Source organism: Pandoraea sp. XJJ-1, assembly GCF_026802345.1.
Classification (GTDB): Bacteria; Pseudomonadota; Gammaproteobacteria; order Burkholderiales; family Burkholderiaceae; genus Pandoraea; species Pandoraea cepalis.
The window spans coordinates 2647080-2666583 of sequence record NZ_CP113827.1; the positions used below are offsets into that span (position 1 = coordinate 2647080).

The 19504-nt window shown below is 64.2% G+C and carries 18 protein-coding genes and 1 pseudogene; 5 read left to right on the forward strand and 14 right to left on the reverse strand.

Going from position 1 to position 19504, the window contains the following annotated elements; translation table 11 throughout:
- Positions 1-187: 187 nt before the first annotated feature.
- Together OYT13_RS12085 and OYT13_RS12090 are read left to right on the forward strand one after the other, a co-directional pair.
- Positions 188-1792, forward strand: a complete 1605-nt coding sequence (locus OYT13_RS12085; protein WP_268567816.1) for a thymidine phosphorylase family protein — start codon at positions 188-190, stop codon at positions 1790-1792.
- 38 nt (positions 1793-1830) lie between these two features.
- Positions 1831-2697 (forward strand): ribose-phosphate diphosphokinase, encoded by an 867-nt coding sequence (locus tag OYT13_RS12090; protein WP_268567817.1) that lies wholly within the window; start codon positions 1831-1833, stop codon positions 2695-2697.
- A 50-nt stretch (positions 2698-2747) separates the two neighbouring features.
- On the opposite strand, the gene OYT13_RS12095 is transcribed toward OYT13_RS12090, so the two are convergent.
- Positions 2748-3782: a zinc-dependent alcohol dehydrogenase family protein gene (locus OYT13_RS12095; RefSeq protein WP_268567818.1), complete on the reverse strand. Its 1035-nt coding sequence runs from the start codon at positions 3780-3782 to the stop codon at positions 2748-2750.
- 24 nt (positions 3783-3806) lie between these two features.
- Complete coding sequence (locus OYT13_RS12100; protein WP_268567819.1) at positions 3807-4649, reverse strand: universal stress protein; 843 nt, start codon at positions 4647-4649, stop codon at positions 3807-3809.
- Between the two features lie 230 nt (positions 4650-4879).
- Between OYT13_RS12100 and OYT13_RS12105 the strand changes: the two genes are divergently transcribed.
- Entirely contained in the window at positions 4880-6865 is a 1986-nt protein-coding gene (locus OYT13_RS12105) for a PAS domain-containing sensor histidine kinase (RefSeq protein WP_268567820.1), read from the forward strand.
- 6 nt (positions 6866-6871) lie between these two features.
- Here the strand turns inward: OYT13_RS12105 and OYT13_RS12110 are convergent, their stop codons facing one another.
- The 6 genes and pseudogenes from OYT13_RS12110 to OYT13_RS12130 all read right to left on the reverse strand — a co-directional run bounded on the left by OYT13_RS12110 (position 6872) and on the right by OYT13_RS12130 (position 10629).
- On the reverse strand, positions 6872-7864 hold the full coding sequence (locus OYT13_RS12110) for a zinc-dependent alcohol dehydrogenase family protein (protein WP_039830436.1): 993 nt from the start codon (positions 7862-7864) through the stop codon (positions 6872-6874).
- 36 nt (positions 7865-7900) lie between these two features.
- On the reverse strand, positions 7901-8233 hold the full coding sequence (locus tag OYT13_RS25275) for a helix-turn-helix domain-containing protein (RefSeq protein ID WP_442796488.1): 333 nt from the start codon (positions 8231-8233) through the stop codon (positions 7901-7903).
- Between the two features lie 78 nt (positions 8234-8311).
- Positions 8312-8689: pseudogene (locus OYT13_RS25280) on the reverse strand (cyclic nucleotide-binding domain-containing protein); the annotation flags it as partial.
- Between the two features lie 151 nt (positions 8690-8840).
- On the reverse strand, positions 8841-9485 hold the full coding sequence (locus OYT13_RS12120; protein ID WP_017234432.1) for a response regulator: 645 nt from the start codon (positions 9483-9485) through the stop codon (positions 8841-8843).
- Positions 9486-9653: 168 nt separating this feature from the next.
- Positions 9654-10121, reverse strand: a complete 468-nt coding sequence (locus tag OYT13_RS12125; protein WP_017234431.1) for a universal stress protein — start codon at positions 10119-10121, stop codon at positions 9654-9656.
- A gap of 4 nt (positions 10122-10125) precedes the next feature.
- Complete coding sequence (locus tag OYT13_RS12130; RefSeq protein WP_017234430.1) at positions 10126-10629, reverse strand: universal stress protein; 504 nt, start codon at positions 10627-10629, stop codon at positions 10126-10128.
- A 285-nt stretch (positions 10630-10914) separates the two neighbouring features.
- On the opposite strand from OYT13_RS12130, the gene OYT13_RS12135 reads away from it, so the two are divergent.
- Complete coding sequence (locus OYT13_RS12135) at positions 10915-12372, forward strand: MBL fold metallo-hydrolase RNA specificity domain-containing protein (RefSeq protein ID WP_268567821.1); 1458 nt, start codon at positions 10915-10917, stop codon at positions 12370-12372.
- On the forward strand, positions 12362-12661 hold the full coding sequence (locus tag OYT13_RS12140) for a DUF1488 domain-containing protein (RefSeq protein ID WP_017234428.1): 300 nt from the start codon (positions 12362-12364) through the stop codon (positions 12659-12661). Before OYT13_RS12135 ends, OYT13_RS12140 begins: the two co-directional genes overlap by 11 nt.
- 56 nt (positions 12662-12717) lie before the next feature.
- Here OYT13_RS12140 and OYT13_RS12145 read toward each other — a convergent pair whose 3' ends face one another.
- The 6 genes from OYT13_RS12145 to OYT13_RS12170 form a co-directional block, all read right to left on the reverse strand.
- The gene (locus OYT13_RS12145; RefSeq protein ID WP_268567822.1) at positions 12718-13746 is read right to left on the reverse strand and encodes a zinc-dependent alcohol dehydrogenase; all 1029 of its coding nucleotides are present in this window, start codon (positions 13744-13746) and stop codon (positions 12718-12720) included.
- 46 nt (positions 13747-13792) lie between these two features.
- On the reverse strand, positions 13793-14473 hold the full coding sequence (locus OYT13_RS12150; protein WP_268567823.1) for a DUF4286 family protein: 681 nt from the start codon (positions 14471-14473) through the stop codon (positions 13793-13795).
- A 38-nt stretch (positions 14474-14511) separates the two neighbouring features.
- Positions 14512-15882: an MFS transporter gene (locus tag OYT13_RS12155; protein WP_017234425.1), complete on the reverse strand. Its 1371-nt coding sequence runs from the start codon at positions 15880-15882 to the stop codon at positions 14512-14514.
- A 25-nt stretch (positions 15883-15907) separates the two neighbouring features.
- Positions 15908-17050, reverse strand: a complete 1143-nt coding sequence (locus tag OYT13_RS12160) for a porin (RefSeq protein WP_268567824.1) — start codon at positions 17048-17050, stop codon at positions 15908-15910.
- A 187-nt stretch (positions 17051-17237) separates the two neighbouring features.
- Complete coding sequence (locus OYT13_RS12165) at positions 17238-18149, reverse strand: LysR family transcriptional regulator (RefSeq protein WP_017234423.1); 912 nt, start codon at positions 18147-18149, stop codon at positions 17238-17240.
- Between the two features lie 82 nt (positions 18150-18231).
- The gene (locus OYT13_RS12170) at positions 18232-19500 is read right to left on the reverse strand and encodes an MFS transporter (protein WP_017234422.1); all 1269 of its coding nucleotides are present in this window, start codon (positions 19498-19500) and stop codon (positions 18232-18234) included.
- Positions 19501-19504: the final 4 nt, after the last annotated feature.

Consider the following 19504-nt stretch of genomic DNA (forward strand, 5'->3'; position numbering starts at 1 on the left):
GGCCGATGCGTTGTTCACAAGAAACACGGGGAGAGGCACCGTTTGATGCACGTCAACGTCTCACCGGACACCCGCCGCCTACCGCGCCTGCCGGCACTACGCTGGGAAGCTAAGGCACCGCTGATATCCGCCCTGAATCCGCGCTGACGGGACGCTCGTCCGTAGCGCTCTGCAAGGAATACGCACTGTGTCAGACGACATCGAGAAGTCACCGGAAGCAGAGGCCGTCGGTCGTCCCGACCTGCGAGGCTCGTCGCCGGGAGAAGCCGATACCCACGCCGACCTTCCGTTCACCGGACGCCGGCTGCGCGCCCGCAGCGTCCAAATCGACACATTGCGCGAGGCCGTTGCCTACCTTCGGCGCGATAGCCTGATCTGCCGCTCGGAAGGTTTCGCGGCGCAGACGCGTCTGCAGCTTGAATACGGGGCGGCAAGCGTCGTCGCAACGCTACAGACCGTGACGGGCGATTGGGTGGAACTCGACGAGATCGGTTTGAGCGAAGCCGCCCTGGCCGCGCTCGACGTGTCCGAGGGCGAATGGGTGCGCGTGCGTCACATGCCGCCGATCGAGTCCTTTCGCCACGTGCGAGGCCGGATGTTCGGCGAAGCGTTTACGCCCGCAGAACTCGATGAGGTGATCGGCGATATTGCCGCCGGCCGCTATTCCTCCATCCATATCTCGGCATTTCTGACCGCATGCACGGGGAATCGGCTCTCGGACGACGAGATCATTTCCCTCACGCGCGCGATGGTGGCTACGGGCGAGACCCTCCATTGGCAGGCGGACTGCATCGTCGACAAGCACAGCATTGGAGGCCTGCCGGGCAATCGCACCACACCGATCGTGGTCGCAATCGTGTCATCGCAAGGACTCATCATGCCGAAGACGTCGTCTCGCGCGATCACGTCGCCCGCGGGGACCGCCGACACCATGGAAACGCTGGCCCCGGTCGATCTGCGTGCCGACGAGATGCGCCGGGTCGTGGACGCCGTCGGGGGCTGCATCGTCTTTGGCGGCGCGGCGGGCCTCAGCCCGGCCGACGACATTCTGATTCAGGTGGAGCGCCCGCTCGATCTGGACAGCGAAGCGCAGATGATGGCGTCCATCCTGTCGAAGAAGCTGGCCGTCGGCGCCACGCACGTGCTGATCGACGTGCCGGTCGGCCTGACCGCCAAGATTCGCTCTCAGTACGCCAGCACCCTGTTTTCCGAACGGCTGCGCACAATCGGCCGGGCGCTCGGACTCGATGTTTCGACCTATGTGTGCGCCGGCGACCAACCGGTCGGCCGCGGTATCGGCCCCAGTCTGGAGGCGCGCGACGTGCTGTCCGTGCTGCAAAATCGCAGCAACGCCCCGGCCGATCTCGCGGACAAGAGCGTGGATATCGCCGGCCGACTCCTGGAAATGGGCGGCAAGGCCCTGCCGGGCGAAGGCCAGGCATGTGCACACCGCATTCTGTCCAGTGGGCTCGCATGGCGGCAATTCCAGAGAATCTGCGAGGCCCAGGGCGGCATGCGCGAGCCATTGGTCGGGCGGCATAGCAAACCCGTAACGGCCCGCCACAGCGGCGTGGTCACCGCCATCGACAATCGCCATCTGGCGCGGGTGGCAAAGCTGGCGGGCGCACCGGCCGCGCCGAGGGCGGGGGTGGTCTTCGAAGCCCCCATCGGAACCCACGTGGTTTCGAGACAGCCCTTGTTCACTATCTATGCGGAAAGCGAGGGAGAACTCGACTACGCGTACGAGTACGCGTGCCGCTTTCCAGCCATCGTCGCTGTGGGGGAATCATGAAGGATGTCGTGGTCTATTCCATGCCCGGAGATGAGTCCGTGGCACGATCGCTCGCTCACGCCGTTGCTTGTCCGGTGCAGCGCCTGGATATCCATCGCTTTCCGGATGGCGAACAACGGGTGGCGCTCGAAGGGCCTCTGAGCGGGAAGGCGGTCGTCATCGTCTGCGCGCTCCACCGCCCCGACGCCAAGATATTGCCCCTGATTTTCGCGGCGGACACTGCGCGAGACCTCGGCGCGCGGAGCGTCGTCCTCGTGGCGCCGTACTTGTGCTATCTGCGTCAGGACGCCCGGTTCCATCCGGGCGAATCCGTGTCCGCCTACAGCTTCGGCCGGCTGCTCAGCGCCCACATCGATGGCCTGGTGACGATTGAGCCGCACCTGCACCGGCTGCCGTCGCTCTCGGCGGCCTATGCCGTTCCGCTGCGCTCTCCCCATGCCGTCGCCGCCACGGCCGAGTGGATCTCGGCGAACGTGACGAATCCGCTTATCGTGGGGCCGGACGACGAAAGCGAAGCGTGGGTGGCACAGATCGGCGAGCGCATCGGCGCGCCATCGGTCGTCGCACACAAGACCCGAGAGGCCGACGCCAAGGTCAGTGTCCGGTTGCAGGTGCCAGCGACGTTGTCGAAACGCACGGCAGTCATCGTCGACGACATTCTGGCGAGCGGGCAAACGATGGTGGCCACCGTCAAGGCGCTGGTTCGCGCCGGCTTTGGCAACCCGATCTGCATTGCCGTGCATGGACTGTTCGACGGCATCAGCGTCGACGATCTCGTCGCCGCTGGTGCCAGCCGGGTCGTGACGGCCAACACGGTGGCGCACGCCTCTAACGCCATCGATGTGACGCCGGCGCTGGCCGAGGCGTTGCGCGACCTGCTCGATACACTTCCGAACGCGCCATGATCGACGGCGGCAGGCGGACGAGACATCCGCGCTGCCGTGCGCCGCGCACCTCACGGCGAGATGATGACCTTTAGCGCATGCGTCTTCGCGGCGTCGCCGAACGTCCGGTACGCGTCGAGAATTTCGGCAAGCGAGAAGTGGTGGGTGATCAGCACGCCGGGAGAAAGGCGTCCCGATTGCACGGTCTTGAGCAACATCGGCGTCGCCGCCGTGTCGACCAACCGGGTCGTGATGCTGATGTTCCTGTCCCACAGCGATTCGAGGTGTAAATCGACCTTGCTGCCGTGCACCCCGACATTCGCGATGACGCCCCCGGCGGCGACGATCGCCTGGCATAGCTCGAACGTCGCCGGCACGCCGACGGCTTCGATGGCCGTATCGACGCCGCGCCCGCCGGTCAGGTTGCGGATGGTCTCCTCGGCGGCTTGCCCGGGCGACAGCACCGTCGTGGCGCCGAGTCGCGTTGCCACTTCCAGCCGCGAGGCATCCGGATCGACGACGATCAGTTGGGCGGGCGTGAAGAACTGCGCGGTCAACAGCGCCGCAAGGCCGATCGGACCTGCGCCGACAATCGCCACACTGTCGCCCGGTTTGACTTTGCCGTTGAGCACGCCGCACTCGAATCCGGTCGGCAGAATATCGCTGAGCATGACCAGCGCTTCGTCATCGATGCCGACAGGCGCATGGTAAAGACTGGTGTCGGCATGTGGCGTGCGGACATATTCGGCTTGTGTGCCGTCGATCCGATTGCCGAGAATCCAGCCTCCGGCGGCGCAATGCGAATACATGCCACGGCGGCAAGCCTCGCACTTCCCGCATGAGGAGATGCAGGAAATCAGCACCCGATCGCCCGGCTTGAACGCGCTCACCGCTGCGCCTGTCTTGACGACCTCGCCCACGCCTTCATGCCCCAGGATTCTCCCGGGCTCCACCGTCGGCACGTCCCCCTTGAGAATATGCAGATCGGTACCGCATATCGTCGTCTTGGAAACGCGGACGATGGCATCGGTCGGCGCGATCAACTCGGGTATGGGTCTGTCCTCCAGCGCGATTTGCCGTGGACCGTGAAATACCAGCGCTTTCATATGCAATCTCCATTTCGCATGGCGTCAGTGCGACATCAGCACCGGCACCGTCATGGTTTCGAGCAGCGTGCGAGTCACCCCCCCGAGCACCCATTCCTGCATTCGCGAATGGCCGTAGCCGCCCATCACAATCAGGTCAATATTCATGTCGGCTGCGCGCGAGAGCAAATCCTCGCCCACAGCGATGTCGTTGGCGCCGCGCTCGGGTGTCACTCGCACATTGACGCCATGACGGGCAAAGAACATCGCGATATCGAGCCCCGGGATCGGCCCAAGGGCGTCCGGTTTGCCACCTCGACTGACGTGCATCACATGGACGGTCTTCGCCGCCTGCAAGAAGGGCATGGCGTCGGCGGCGGCGCGCGCCGATTCGCGCCCGCCGTCCCAGGCGAGCAGAATGTTATTGAACGCACGCGGTACCTTGCCCGCATACGGCAGGATCAGGACTGGCCGGCCAGCGGCGAGCACGACCGACTCGACGAACCCCATGGCCGGTATCGTTTCGGGGTTGCTTTGGTCTTCCTGGCCGACGATCACCAGATCCGCATAGCGCGCATGGGTTTGCATCTCGCGAATCGTGTCGAACCGGGGTGCCAGCCATTCGGGGCTGACCGCCTGACGGCGACAGATCTCCATGAACATCTGCTCCGCCTGCTCAAGTCGCCTGGCGTCGCTCTCCGGCGATGACGGTGGCGGTACCCCCATGCCCCCAATATCGGTGACGTCGGAAAACAGTGGCATGTGGAACGGCAGGTAGATGCCCGTGAGGTGGGCCGGTAGCCGACAGGCAAAGTCCACGGCAAGCTCGACGCGTGCGCGGGATTGCTGACTGTTATCGACGTGTACAAGCAGCGTCCGGTAGGTCATGGTGACTCTCCAATGGGGGCGATCACCTTGTACTCTAGTTCGACGCCGCCCCCCCTCCGTTGACGCGGATCAAGGCCTGACTTGACGCCGCCGCCGATTTTTCGTCCGCGATCCGGGGTTTTGCGCTTGTCAGGCGCGATGCCTTACGGATTGATTAGGATGGGAAAATTGCGCCAGCAGTGCTACAAAGACGAAATCCTCGGCATGAGAACCGACAGGGGGCAACGTACATGGCCAAGTTGACGTTTCGCGGGGCAATACAATCGCTTTCGCAGCAGACCGATGGCATCACCCTCGCCCTGCTGTGTTCGATCTGCCTCGCGCTTGCGGCATGGAACTGGGTCGCCGTACGCACCACGATGCAGGCCAACGTCGACGCGCGATTCGACTTGCGCACAACAGCCGCGACGGACAAGCTCGCGATCGCCCTCTCCGCTTATCGCGACACCTTGCATAGCGCGCTCGACCGACTGGCGATGGCGCCTCGCCCCGACGAAAATGCCTGGGGAGCGTATGCGCAAAACATGCGGGTGGCGGAGCGATTGCCCGGTCTGGTGAGCTTCGCCCGATGTCAGCGCACGGGCGACACCATCGAGCGCGTCGTCGCCTACGCCATCGGCGATGACACGGTGTTCGGTCCGAGCGGTTCGATGGCACTGCCAATTGGTACAAAAACAACAGGGAACCTTTTTACGAGGACATCGCCGGCGACGGGACGCGCGTATTGGATTTTCCTGTCCGACACCAGCCGCCCGTCGGTATGCGCGTACGCCGTTGCGGATATCGACGCGCTCGTACACGTTGCCATCGGGCCGCTTCTCCATGACATTGCGTTGACCGTCAGTACCCGGGACGGCACGAACCCACCCACCCCCATCTTCGACAGCCTCTACCCTCGGGCGCCCGGCGAGCCCCGCCCCCCCGTTGACTACCAAACGCAGGCGAGTCTGCCGTACGGGGAAAAACCCGCACTGTTTCTCACCTTCACCGCGTCCAATGAATTTGCCTCGCTGCGCGGGGCCGGCGTGGCCAATTGGGCCCTCGGTCTGGGGCTGTTCATGACGGCGGTGACGACGTTCGCCTGGGCCCTCGCCTTGCTGGCGCGACGTCGCGCGCAACGGCTCAGCGAACGCGACGCGGGGGACAAGCGGCGCTCCGAAAGCCGTCTTTTCAGTGTGATCCAATCCGTGCGCGAGGCCATCATCACCATCGACGATCAGCAACGGATTCAGATCTTCAATCCGACGGCGGAGAGCGTGTTCCGATGCAGCGCCATGGAAGCGATCGGCGAGCCGCTCGCGCGGTTCATCCCGGCGCGGTTTCGGGAGGCGCATTATCAGCATATCGAGCGTTTTGGCATGACCGGCGTGTCGGAGCGCCTGATGGGGCGAGGCCGGCCGCTCTGGGGATTGCGCTCGGACGGCGAGGAGTTTCCGATGGAAGCGTCGATTTCGCAAAGCGCCGACGCGGCCGGCAAGTTCTATACGGTGGTGTTGCGTGACGTGACCGAACAACGGCAAATTGCGAACGCGCTGCAAACGTCTCGCACTGAACTCGAAAAGCTCAATGCCCGTCTCGAAGCGGTTCGGGAGGAAGAGAAGCTACGGGTCGCCCGGGAGTTGCACGACGACCTGGGCCAACGGCTCACTGCCTTGAAAATGGACACGGCGCTGCTCAAGCGCGCCCTGGGCGATCAGGCCCCCGTCAGCGGCGATGTCAAAAGAATCGAGCAATCCATCGACGGTATGGTCGCCGCAGTGCGCCAAATGGCCGCCGACCTGCGCCCCCCGATGCTCGATGATTTGGGGCTCGGTCCCGCAATCGAGTGGTACACCCGGGACTTTGCACGCCGGTATGGCGTGGCCGTCGATTTTACGGAGGCCCACAGTCTGCCCCCGATTCCCGCCCCGGTCGCGACGGCGCTGTTCCGGATTGTTCAGGAGTCCCTCAACAACGTCGCGAAACACGCCAGGGCGACGTCGGTCACGATCGAATTGTCGTGCGACCGGGAATGCCGGCTTCGAATTTCCGACAACGGTCGCGGTCTGCCGCCAACGCGCCCGAAATCCGATTCGCTCGGCTTCATCAGCATGCGCGAGCGGGCGCGCTTGCTGGGCGGCACGCTGGAAGTCCGCAGCCCATCCGAGGGCGGAACGGTTGTCACCACCGTGATTCCGCTGGAGACGTCGGCGCCGGCGCACTCGCGCGACGCCTGAATCCGGCTATGGCGCGCGAATCTGGAGTACCGCGGCACCTGAAAAGGCGCCGCTACGAAGATCGCTCAAGGCGACGTTCGCCTGTTCGAGCGGGTAGATTTTCGTCGTGACGTGCAACGGGATTCGTTCGGCGAGCGCCAGAAACGCCAGCCCGTCGTCCCGCGTCAGATTGGCGACCGATCTGACCTGCCGCTCACCCCAAATCAGCCGGTAGGGGAACGCGGGGATATCACTCATGTGGATGCCAGCGCACACGACGGTGCCGCCCCGATCCACAGCCGCAAGGGCTTGCGGGACAAGATCGCCGACCGGAGCAAAGAGGATCGCCGCATCCAGACATCGTGGTGCCGGCGCGTCGCTCGCGCCCGCCCAGCAAGCCCCGTTGGCCAACGCAAAAGCCATCGCCGCTTCGTCGCCGGGGCGTGTGAAGGCATAGACTTCCCGCGATTGGGCTTGGGCGATCTGGGCAATCAGATGGGCGGCGGCACCGAAGCCGTACAGGCCGATCCGTCGTGCATCGCCCGCCATGCTCAGCGACCGGTAGCCGATCAACCCGGCACACAACAGCGGCGCGGCGGTGGCGTCGTCATAGCGCGCTGGCAGCTTGAAGGTGAAGCGGGCTTCGGCCACCGCGTATTCCGCATAACCGCCGTTAAGCGTATATCCAGTGAAACGTGCGGCCTCGCATAGGTTTTCCCGATGACTCTGGCAAAACCGGCATTGGCCGCATGTCGCGCCTAGCCAAGGCACGCCGACCCGATCCCCGATCTCCAGTCCGCGAACCTCTGCTCCCAGCGCCGCCACCGTCCCGACAATCTCGTGCCCAGGGATGATCGCGTCGGGCACGTCCGGCAGGTCACCGTCCACGACGTGGAGGTCGGTGCGACACACGCCGCACACGCTCACGCGCACCAAGACCTGCGTGGGCCCCGCGACAGGAATCGGGATATCCACGAGCGCGAGCGTGCCGTCCCGCTTCGACAACTGCATTGCTCGCATACGTGCGTGCCAAGGAAACGGGGGGGGAAGACGCGGCTAATGCGACAGGGCCGCCATCTCGCCAAGGCGCTTGGTATCGAGCAGCGTGATTTCGCGTTGCCTGACGCGCAGCGCATTCTGCGCCTGCATGCGCGAGAGCATTCGACTGACCGTTTCCAACTGCAGGCCGAGGTAGCTGCCAATCTCCTCGCGCGTCATGCGCAGCAGGAACGAACTGGGAGAGTACCCGCGTGCGGCGAGCCGCGCCGAGACGTCCAGCAGGAAGCTGGCCAATCTGGCTTCGCCGCGCGCGGTGCCCAGGCGCAATAACTGGTTCTGCTCTCGCACAATGCCTGCCGCGATCAACCGATGCATCTGTCGCATGATCATGGGCACTTGTCCCGCAGCGGCTTCCAGATCCGCGAACTTGATCGCGCAGACCTGGCTATCCTCCAGCGCCACCGCTTCCGACACCTGCCGGCCACTGGCGATGGCGCCCAGCCCAAGCAGCTCCCCGCCCATCATGTACCCCGTGACTTGTTCCCGGCCGTCCGGATGCATGATGACCGTTTTGAACGAGCCCGCACGCACGGCGTACAGATGTTCGAGAGGGTCGCCCGGTCGAAACAGCACTTCACCGCGGCGAATGGTACGACGCACCCGGGTCACGCCGTCCAGGCCGCGAGCAGATGCATCGGAAAGGCCTTCCGGCAGGCAGAGCTGACGCAGGAGGCAGGTGCTGCACCGGGGCACACCGTCATCGATATCGTTGAATGCCCGATGCACGCGAATGCTCTGTGCGTAAGCCTCGGGGGCGGGATCGAGCGGGCGGAAGGAAGCATACATGGCGGACTCCGGCGGACTGGCCTGTGCAATCGACGCCTTCAGTATCGGAGACGGACACCGGAAAGAAAATAAGCGCGCGACGCGATCTTTTGTCAGCCGTGATGGCGCTCTGTAGGCCGTGGCTGACAGACCGCGCTGTAAAACCGCCCGGTCAGAGGCTGTCCCGTAACAAATTGTGCTTGATCGCGTAATGGACCAGATCGGTCTGGCTCCTGAGGTCGAGCTTCTGCAACACGCGAGCCTTGTAGGTGCTCACGGTCTTGGCGCTCACGCACAGGGTATCGCCGATATCGCTCACGCTCAGACCCCGCGCCAGCATCAGGAACACGTCGAATTCCCGGTCGGACAGGCGCCGATAGCCCGGCGTATCGCCAACGGCACTTGCCAGATCCTGTGCGATCCGCTCGGCCATCGCCAGACTCAGATACACGCCACCGGCAACGACTTTCCTGACGGCGAGCACCAGCTCGGACGGCGCGCTTTCCTTCGTCATATAACCGGCGGCGCCCGCTTTAAGCGCGCGTACGGCGTACTGTTCTTCGCCGTGCATGGTAAGCACGAGAATCGCCAGCCGAGGAAACGAAGCCTTGATCTGCACGATCAAGTCGATGCCGCTACGTCCGGGCATCGAGAGATCCAGCAGCAGAACATCGCAGGGGGTCTGCTCGAGGAGCGCCATCGCTTGTGCGCCATTCGCGGCCTCACCCACAATCTCCAGATTCTCGCTGCCGGCCAGGATGCGCTGCAACCCGGCCCTGACCAACGTGTGATCGTCCGCTACGATAATGCGAGTCATGCCCCGTCCCCTGTGTCGCGTACTGGATTCGGAGGTATCGCCTTCGCGATACGCGCGGGTGTATGAGATAGCATATCCATCCGACCAATTCTACACGCGTGGGCCGTTCGCGATCATTTCGCGTCATGCCGAGCGTCTGCGACCGCGCCGACCGCCACCGACGAACACTCACGCCGCCGCACTGCCCGCGTCGGCCGCAGCCGGGGGAATGAGGATGACGGGGCGCTGCGCCTGTCTCGCGCAGTTCTCCGCCACACTCCCCAACGCCAGACGTTGAACCCCGCGCCGGCCGTGCGTGCCGATGACGATCACATCGGCCTGGTCTTCATCGGCCGCTACGTTGATCTGGTGCGCGACATCGCCCCCGAGCGGCAGGAGTTCCCGTATCTCGACGTCACCGTCAACGCCCTCCCCCTTGAGCCGTTGGGTGGCCGTATCGTGAATCGCTTTGCCCTGTAGCCGCATCGCTTCGATAAAGGGAAACGGATCGGCATCGGCCACGTAGGCCACCGGGATGTCCACGACAAACACGACGTGCAGGTGCGCGCCACGCGCCTTGGCGAGCGCCAGCGCATAGTCAAACGCCTTATCGGCCGTGGGGCTGCCGTCGATGGCGACCAGGATACGTTTCAACATGATTTCACCCCTGATCGGTGGCGGTTGCCGCCGTGGACGGGCCTTGCGGCGATGGGGCGGGCCCGGTCACCAACATGACAGGCCGATGCGTTTGGCGAAGCACTTGCTCGGCAACGCTGCCCATCAAGAGCCGCCGCACGCCCTTGCGCCCGTGCGTGCCGAGCACCAGGAGATCGGCGTGCCACCGCTCGGCTTCCCGAATGATGGCGTCGGCAACCGTGCCGCCCCAGGCGCGCAGATCGATGGAGCGCGTGTCGGCCTGGATCCCTTCTTCACGCAGTGTCTTGTAGGTATCGCTCAACGTCTGCTGGTTCTCTGAAATCAAGGCGTCGCGGACCGCTTCCAGATCGATATGAGAGGCGAACGCCGCCTGATAGTGGGCGAAAGGATCGTCGATCACACTGACCGCCCGAACGACGTCGTCGGGCATCGCGAATCGGATGGCTTCATGCAGGGCGCGCCAAGACGTCTCGCTACCGTCCGTGGCAAGCAGGATTCGATGAGGCATTGCGTCGTCCTCACTAAGGTCAATGGGTGAACTCGACGACAGGTCGGGGCACAGCGAGCGCGAAAAACGCGGTAGCAGCGAAGTTCGCGCGCGGGCCGAGTCAACCGTCTGCCATCGTGACGATTACACGGTAGCGGCAGTTAAGCGAGCGATGGGCGAACGCGAACATGGTCCTTGATACACATCAACGTCCACGGCCACGTCGCGGGCTGATCCGGCACCGGCGGACTATCCTGCCAATACCGGGCGCCATGTGGCTTCCCGGACATCGTGCGAGGTGTTTTCATGCAGTTGCGCTTCCTGGGGGCCGCCGGCACCGTGACCGGTTCCAAGACCCTGCTTTCGGCCGCCGGCAGGCAAATTCTGATCGACTGCGGCGCCTTTCAGGGTGTGAAGAATTTGCGCGCTCGCAACTGGGCGGCGCCCGCGTTCGACGTCCAGCGCCTCGACGCCGTGGTGCTCACGCACGCCCATATCGACCATAGCGGTTACCTGCCGGTGCTCGCGCGTTATGGCTACAAGGGTCCGGTCTACTGCACATCCGCAACGCGCGATTTATGCGAGATTCTGCTGCTCGACAGTGCGCGACTCGAGGAAGAACAGGCGGCGTTCGTGAACCGTCACGGAAAATCCAAGCATCAGCCTGCCCTCCCGCTGTTTACCGCTGAAGACGCACACCGCGCGATCGCGCTGCTCAAGCCGCTGCCATTCGATACGCCGTTTCAAGTGTCCCCCGAGATCACGCTGCACTTCTGGCATGCCGGCCATATTCTGGGCGCGGCGATGGCGCAGTTCAATGTCGGTGGCCGGAAGCTGCTGTTTTCGGGCGATCTGGGACGGCAGGACGATCCGATCATGCTGCCCCCGGCAGTTCCCGAGTCACCGGATTTCCTGGTGCTGGAGTCGACGTATGGGGATCGGCTGCACGACCGGACCGATCCCGGTGCGCAACTGGCGGAAATCCTGAACCGAACGTTCGCCCGGGGTGGCACCGTGATCGTGCCGGCGTTTGCCGTCGGTCGTGTGCAGAGCCTGCTTTACTGGATTGCGAAGCAGAAGGCGTCCGGTGGCATTCCGGACGTGCCGGTCTATCTCGATAGCCCCATGGCGATCAATGTCACGAACACTTACGCGGCGCACCGGACCGATCACCGGCTGAACCCGGTCGAATGCGCGGACATGTGTGGCGCGGCGACGTTCGTCTCCGGTGTGGAGCAGTCGAAATGGCTCGATACCCGCGCCGTCCCCTTGGTCATCATTGCGGGGAGCGGCATGGCCACTGGCGGGCGTGTGCTGCACCACCTCAAGGCGATGGCAGGCGACTGGCGCAACACCGTGCTCTTTACCGGCTTCCAGGCGCCCGGCACCCGCGGCGCGACGCTGGTCAGCGGCGGCAGCGAGGTCAAGATCTTCGGTGATTACGTTCATGTGGGTGCCGAAGTCGTGCAGCTCGACACGCTGTCCGCTCATGCCGACTTCAACGAGACGCTCGCCTGGCTTTCGAAATTCGACAAACCGGTCCGGCACATCTTTCTCAATCATGGCGAGCCGGCCGCGTCCGACAGCCTCCGCCGGCGGATTGCAGAGCGCCTTGGCTGGCCGTGCCATGTCGTGGAATCGATGGAACAGGCCTACCTGGAGGGCGACGAAGCCATTCCTGGCCACACCCCCACCGCGACCGGCGAGTCCGACGAGCGCCACCGCCGCCCGCGCGCATCCGAGGAGTTGGGTCATGAAGATTGAGTTTCCGCACGTCGCGCCGGCCTATAACGGCGACGACCTGACGATCGAGTTCGCGGCCGATCTTAACCACAAGCGTGTGCTGTGTGCCATCTCCGCCGAGGCGCTGGAGGATCACTTTGGCGCGAAATCGTGCAACGTCGACGATCTGATGGCCGCATTCCGAGCGAATCGGCCGGCCATCGAAAAAATGACCGAGCGCTATCTCGGGCTCTGCCTCGGCGCGCCGGTCTTGTTACGCAGCGGCCATTTCCGCTGGGGCATGGAGTGCCCGCCATCCCGGGATGGCTAGCGTGCCCGAGTCATGCTCGCACGCGCGAGGACTTCGCGCACCCATGCCGCCCTGCGTCAGGGAACGAGTACGATCTTGGACCCAATCTTCCGGCGCGCCATCTCGAATCCCTCGATCGCTTGCGCGAGCGGTAGCCGGTGCGTGACCATCGGCGCTAGCGAGACATGATTCGCGACAAGGAAGTCGCGCACCTCTTGCCAGGTCGCGCGTGCCGCACGGTAGGTCCCACGAATCTGATGGCGCATCCGGACCAGCTTCGCGCCGTCGAAGCTGATCGGCTTGCCGTGAATCCCGCACACCACAAATACGCCCGACGGACGTAGCACATCAAGCCCGGCCTGCACCGCTGCGCCAACGCCCGTCGCTTCGATAACGACGTCGTATTCGCTGCCGCCCAACACCGCGCGCATGGCGCCTTCTTGCGCACCGTCGAGATCCAGTGTCGCGTCGATGCCGAGCGCGCGGGCCGTTGCGAGGCGTTCGGCGTCGTTATGTCCGACGATCGCCACCTGCGCGCCACGGGCCTTCGCCAGCACCGCGATCGCCTGACCGATCGTCCCGGGGCCCATCACCAGCACGCGGTCGCCTGCACGCACTTCCGCCGTCTTGATCGCCGACAGCCCAATGGACAGGGGCTCCGCGAGCGATGCGACACTCGCATCGATCTCCGCCGGAAACGTCAGGCAATTCGCGGCCGGCACCCGTACGCGCGGCGCAAAGGCACCGTCGCGCAGCATGCCGATACCGCGACGGTCGCGACAATCATCGAGGCGACCGGCGACGCAGTGCTCGCAGACGCCGCATTCGACAGAGGGGATGACGAAGACGGCATCGTCGACGCGCAGCGTGTGGACGTCGGCACCGAGCGTTGCGATGCGGCCAGCGAATTCGTGGCCTAACGTCACCGGGAGCGCGCCTCGCAGGAAATCGTAGCCACCCGACCAGTCGTAGATGTGAACGTCGCTGCCGCAGATTCCAGCGGCAGTCACGTCGACAATGACCTCTTGCGCGCTTGGCTGTTCGGGTTCGGGAACATCGCGCCACTCGAGACCGAAGGCGGCGCTCGCTTTTTGCAGGGCTTTCATTGAGGAACTCCGGAAAACATCGTTCGTTGTCACTGCCGACGGCGCGTCAGCGGGCACGGCGTAGCGAGTCGTCGACATCTGCGTGACCAATCGCAAAAATCAGCGAATACACGTCGACGCTGGGGGGCTGCGAGACCGACAGCGCGTCGTTCACCAAGGCACGAATCGCCGAGCTCAAGGTGCCGGCGGCCTGCAGGTCTTCCGTCTCGACAAGCAGGACGTGCGTAGGCGTCTCGGACGCGGTCCAGCGAGCGAACGCATTCGGCTGCGCGGCGAAGACCGCCCCCAGGTGGGCGGCGACCGCGCCGTCGAGCGCGGCGCAGGCGGTAATCAACTCGGCTAGGGCGGGTGCCGCCGGCGCTGCGGCGCGAATTCGGACGCACGCGAGCGCACCCCCTGTGCCGCGCCCCGCCGAACCGAGCGTGCGGCACGGCGCCCGCAGAACGTGGGTCAACGTGTCGCGCATATTGGCAGACCACGGTGTCGGCGCATCGATCACGTTCAGATAGGCTTGCGACTCGAACACTTCGGGAGCCGTCACGCCATAGGCGGTGAAGTATTCCCGTTGCCCCGACGCCGCGTGCCGGTAGCGTCGCCCTTCGATGAAGCCGTCGATGCCGACGCGTTCCGGCACATGCTCACGCATGTGCCAGCGGTTGTATTCCTGCGCATGCTGGGGCGCAACGTCATTCCAGAGCGCCAGAAACGCCGGGCCGGGAAATACCATGAGTCGTTTGTCCAGTTGTCGATAAAGGGGCCGCGCGTTCAGCGCGTCACGGGCGTCAGCACCGGTACCGGCTCGCGCCGGAGCGGTGGCATCGCAAACATGCAGCAGGCGGCAAGCAAGGCGGGAATGCCGACGATCAGGAACAGCACGGGATACGCCATGCCTGAACCGAGCAATATGCCGCCGATGCTGGAGCCCAGCATCGAGCCGAAGCGACCAATGCCCGTCGCCCAGGCCACGCCCGTGGCACGGTTCGCCGTCGGGTAATACGTCGCCGCAAGGCCGTTGAGGCCAACCTGCGTGCCGCTGATGCAAACACCCGCCAGGTATACGAGCGGCGCGAGCATGGCAACTTTGCCGAATGTCTGGCCAACACAAATCACGGTGACGAAGGCCACGGCATAGGCCACGCCCAGTACGCGTGTCGGCTTGGCACTGTCCATGACGCGTCCCAGCAGCAAACCGCCGGTCGTACCGCCGATGGACCACAGCGCGGTGATGAGTGCCGCGTTGCGCATGGAGCCACCGGCGTTGGTGATGATGGTCGGCAGCCAGCTTGCCATCAAGTACAGCACGGACAGTCCCATGAAGAAGGTCGCCCACAACAGCAACGTGCCGCGCGCATAAGGCGCCACCAGCAACTCGCGCACCGGCGAGCGGCTCGGCTTCGTCTCAAGGGCAACGAAGGTCGTCTGCAACGTCACGTCATCGGGCGCGATTCGGCGTCCAAGCGCGCGGAGGCGCTCCTGCTCATGCGGGCGGCGCAGTGCGAGAAAACGCATCGACTCGGGCAGCAGCGCCCACAAGACCGGCAACAACAACAGCGGCAACACGCCACCCACGAGCACCATGGCGTGCCAGCCGTGCCGATCGATGATCTGCGAGGCCACCACGCCGCCGACGGCGGACCCCATCGAGTTGCCGCACATCATCAAGGTGATGATGGACAGCTTGCGCTTGCCCGACGCGTACTCGGCCGTGAGCGTGACGGCGGCAGGCGAAGCCCCCCCGATGCCCGCGCCGGCGACGAAGCGCAGGATCGACAGTTCGGTAACGTTCGTTGCGAACAGTGTCGCCAACGTCGCCAGGCCGAAGGTGGCGACCGACGCGAGCAACACGAGCCGGCGACCGCGCCGGTCGGCCAGCGGTCCGAACACCAGTGAGCCGGCCATCATGCCGAGCAGCGCCGACAGAAAGATCGGTGAGAGTTGCGCCACCGACAGGCCCCATTCGCGCCGCACCGAAGGCGCGATGTATGCCGCCAGTCCGATGTCGATGCCGTCAATGGCGACAATCAGAAAGCACAGGGCGACGACGCGCCACTGCAGCCGCGACATTCGGCGTCCATCGAGGAACGACTGAAGATCGAGCGGCGAATGGGCGTTCGGAAGATGAGTAGTCTTTGACATGCGAGTTCAGGCCCCTTCGATATCGTCAGAACAGCTTGCGCAATCCGACGCGCACGGCCAATTGGTTGGGGGTTGTCGACGCGTTCAACCCGAAGATGTCGGCCACGGCGGCTTTGCCCGTTGAATCGTGCCCGCTTGCGTGCTGCCAGACGAGAATTCCGTAAACGTAGGTGGTCTTGGAGAAATTGTAGGCGGCCCCGCCTTCGACGGACTGATAATGCCCACCCGGCGCGAAGCTGTACTGGTAACCGACGCCAGCCATTGTGTTCGCCGAGAGGTTGTAGCCGTAGTTGATCTGATAGTTGTTGAAGACAGCGTTGGGCGGTGCCGATGGGTTGGCCGCAGTGCGCACGATGTCGAGAAAGCGCACGTTCTCGTACATGGCCGAGACCTGCGAACGACCCCACGTGTATTTCGCCCCACCGCCGACGACCTGCTGGCTCGTGGCCGTGACGTAGTTCTGAAAGATCGGGTTGGTGACCGGGTTGCTATAGGCGGCACCGGGCTGTGCCGCACTCGTCGCGCCGAAGATCGACGTGCCGGGGGTGCGCATGTTCATGTACGCACCGCTGATCAACAGGCCACCGCTCGTGTACGAAGCGCCTGCGCCGTACGTCCGGTCTTTGGCAAAATCGCCCGCCGCATTCCCGAACGAGAACATCGTGCTGAATTTCAGACCGCCGTAGGTCTGACTCTCGTATTTGACGGCGTTATTGATCTTGTTGTAGTTCCACGAGCCGTCGATGTCGCCCAACGTCGCGCCAAGTCCCCCGGCAAACATGAACGAGGTGGACAGCGGTACGAAGTAGTCGTTGGTCATCGAGTACTGATGACCGATGGTCAGCGTACCGAGTCGCGCGTCGGACAGACCGACGAACGCCTGACGTCCGAACAACGTGTTGGCCGGTTGCGCGGTGCCGTTCATGATGTTGAAGCCGGCTTCGAGCGTGAAGATGGCCGACAGGCCACCCCCGAGATTATCGACACCCCGCAAGCCAAACTTGTCACCGGCGCGCCCGCCACTCGCGGCCTGCCAGGCCGAGCTGCCGCCAGTGTTGTTCACGTAGGTCATGGCGGCGTCGACCGCGCCATAGAGTGTGACGTTGCTTTGCGCAAACGCGCTCAGCGAGCATGCCGCGAGCGGCAGACAAGCGATCCAGTGCTTCAAGGTTGTCTCCTATATCTCTTATTTTCTGTCGGATGTCGCCGGGCATCGGGCATGCCGTACACCGGTCGGCCAGATCATGGCCGAACGGGGCGCGCAGACATAGCAGCGGAGTGGAAGTTCAGAACACGCGATTTGGAAATAATCGCGCTGCGCCCTCAGGGCGAGGCAAGCGATACGGCGGCGGGGCTCACAGGTCGGTCCCTTGCGCCTTCAGCCTCGCCAGTCCTTCGACGAGAAAATCCAGCAGCGCATGGAACAGTTTGGGATTGTGATGGTTCGCTGGACGCAACACCTTGATCCAGTAGTCGGGTAGTCCGAACCCCGGAAGAATCTGCACCAGCCGACCCGCCAGAACGCTGTCGCGCGCCCGATAGCGCGGCAGGATCGCCACGCCCATGCCGTCGACGCAGGCGTTGTGCATGGCGTCGATGTCGTTGGTCGCGAAGCCACCGTCGACAGTGACCTGGATGTCGCCGGCACGCGCATCGGTAAACGTCCACGTGCGCACGGTGTTCTGGTACGAGTAGAGCAGGCAGCGATGGCCGGGCAAGTCGGACGGATGCTCGGGGGTGCCTTGGTGCGCCAGATAATCGGGCGACGCGTAGACGTGGCGCTTGAACGGACACAAGGGGAATGCTTCGACGCCCTCGTAGGTCACGGGCAGGCCCGTGATCACGAAATCGAAGTTCTCGAGCACGGGGTCGACGGCGCGGTTGGCCAGTTGCAGCTCGATGCTGGCTTTGGGATGAGACAGGAAGAACGCGTTGAGCAGCCTGCCGAGGAAGTGGTTAGTGAACGATGCAGGTGCCTTGACGCGCAAACGCCCGCCAAGCGAGCGTTCATCGACCACGGCGCGTTCGGACAGTCGCTCGTAGGCGGCCAGGAATTCGCGCGCTGCGCCCAGCATGTCGCGTCCCGAGGCCGTCAGGGTGAGGCTGCGGGTGGTGCGCTGGAAAAGCAGCACCTTGAGCTCTTTTTCCAGCGCACTGACCCGCTTGGTCACCACCGGCGCCGACACGTCGAGCCTGCGCGCGGCCGCGGTGAAGCTGCCCATGTCGGCCACCGCGAGGAACGCTCGCACGTTCTCTACACTATCCATCGCTCCATACCTCTCATCTTCTTATGGAGGTGAATTGTATAGATAGCCGCTCCCGTCGCCCACGAACGCCACCCCTGCCCGCCTACATCACCCTCGCGCGTCGCACTTCAGAGATATAAATCAGGATCAGCGAGACCCAAACGACGCCATAAAGGAGCATGAAACAACTTGAGCGAATCTTGACGATGTCGAGCAGCGCGCCGAACAGGATCGGCAGCAGGAACCCGCCCAGGCCACCCGCCAACCCCACGATACCGGTCACGACGCCCATGTTCTCGGGAAACTCGTCCGCCACGTACTTGAACGTCGAGGCCATCCCGAAAGCGAACACGGCACCCAGCACGAACGCGAGCATCACGAATCCCACCACGGATACGCTGATGTGGAACGTTTGCGGTCCCTGGATCGTGTAGATCACGAAATCGGTCTTCGGATACGACAGGAGGAACAGGCAGATCCAAGCCACCCACAGGCACCACCACGTGACCGCGTGCGCGCCGAACTTGTCGGCGAGCACGCCACCGACCGCGCGCAGCACCGAGCCGGGCAGCGAAAAACCGGCCGCCACCGCCGCGGCCATCACCACTGTCATGCCGTATTCGGCCTTGAGATACTGGGGAATCCATAGCGACAACGCCGTGAACCCGCCGAAGGTGATCGAGTAGTACTGACACAACCGCCATACGCGTGCATTGCTCAGAACCTTGAACGACGCCAGGATCGAACCGCCCTTCTTCCCCGCGCCCGGGTCTGGCGCGGACGCCAGCCAGAAGATCACTGCCGTGACGAGCAGCACGACCGCATAGATGCGTGGGACCGCACGCCAGCCGTACGCCGCCTCCAAGCTCGGCGTGATGAACAGGTTGACGGCCGCCCCCGCCGTGCCTGCCCCGAAAAAACCCATCGCGAATCCGCGCCTGTCCGGCGGGAAGAAGCGCGCGACATAGGGTGTACCAACGGCGAACGACGCGCCCACGCACCCAAGAAATAGCCCGATAACGAGGAATTGCCACAACTGCGTCGCGTAGCTGACGACATACACGGGAATCGCGCACGTCACCAGCAACACGGTCATCACGAGGCGCCCGCCAAAGCGGTCCGTCCAGATCCCGAGCGGCAGGCGCATCACTGCGCCAGTCAGCACCGGCGTCGCCGTGAGCAGACCGAATTCTGTGCTGTTCAGGCCAAGGTCCTCGCGCAACTGGATGCCCAGCACGCCGAACATCATCCAGACCACGAAACAGACGAGAAATGCGAACGTACTCGCGAACAACACCGAGTACGCCTTGGCGCCCGGCGCGGGCAGATTGCCGGCAACCGATGGCGATGCGGCAACGCGTGCGATATCCATCCCT

Bases quoted from the DNA above. Each gene is read 5' to 3' on its own strand.
- OYT13_RS12155 (WP_017234425.1), bottom strand. From the start codon at position 15,882: ATGTCAAAGACTACTCATCTTCCGAACGCCCATTCGCCGCTCGATCTT.
- OYT13_RS12120 (WP_017234432.1), bottom strand. From the start codon at position 9,485: ATGACTCGCATTATCGTAGCGGACGATCACACGTTGGTCAGGGCCGGG.
- OYT13_RS12095 (WP_268567818.1), bottom strand. From the start codon at position 3,782: ATGAAAGCGCTGGTATTTCACGGTCCACGGCAAATCGCGCTGGAGGAC.
- OYT13_RS12165 (WP_017234423.1), bottom strand. From the start codon at position 18,149: ATGGATAGTGTAGAGAACGTGCGAGCGTTCCTCGCGGTGGCCGACATG.
- OYT13_RS12100 (WP_268567819.1), bottom strand. From the start codon at position 4,649: ATGACCTACCGGACGCTGCTTGTACACGTCGATAACAGTCAGCAATCC.
- OYT13_RS12125 (WP_017234431.1), bottom strand. From the start codon at position 10,121: ATGTTGAAACGTATCCTGGTCGCCATCGACGGCAGCCCCACGGCCGAT.
- OYT13_RS12135 (WP_268567821.1), top strand. From the start codon at position 10,915: ATGCAGTTGCGCTTCCTGGGGGCCGCCGGCACCGTGACCGGTTCCAAG.
- OYT13_RS12105 (WP_268567820.1), top strand. From the start codon at position 4,880: ATGGCCAAGTTGACGTTTCGCGGGGCAATACAATCGCTTTCGCAGCAG.
- OYT13_RS25275 (WP_442796488.1), bottom strand. From the start codon at position 8,233: ATGATCATGCGACAGATGCATCGGTTGATCGCGGCAGGCATTGTGCGA.
- OYT13_RS12150 (WP_268567823.1), bottom strand. From the start codon at position 14,473: ATGGTATTTCCCGGCCCGGCGTTTCTGGCGCTCTGGAATGACGTTGCG.
- OYT13_RS12140 (WP_017234428.1), top strand. From the start codon at position 12,362: ATGAAGATTGAGTTTCCGCACGTCGCGCCGGCCTATAACGGCGACGAC.
- OYT13_RS12145 (WP_268567822.1), bottom strand. From the start codon at position 13,746: ATGAAAGCCCTGCAAAAAGCGAGCGCCGCCTTCGGTCTCGAGTGGCGC.
- OYT13_RS12170 (WP_017234422.1), bottom strand. From the start codon at position 19,500: ATGGATATCGCACGCGTTGCCGCATCGCCATCGGTTGCCGGCAATCTG.
- OYT13_RS12130 (WP_017234430.1), bottom strand. From the start codon at position 10,629: ATGCCTCATCGAATCCTGCTTGCCACGGACGGTAGCGAGACGTCTTGG.
- OYT13_RS12110 (WP_039830436.1), bottom strand. From the start codon at position 7,864: ATGCGAGCAATGCAGTTGTCGAAGCGGGACGGCACGCTCGCGCTCGTG.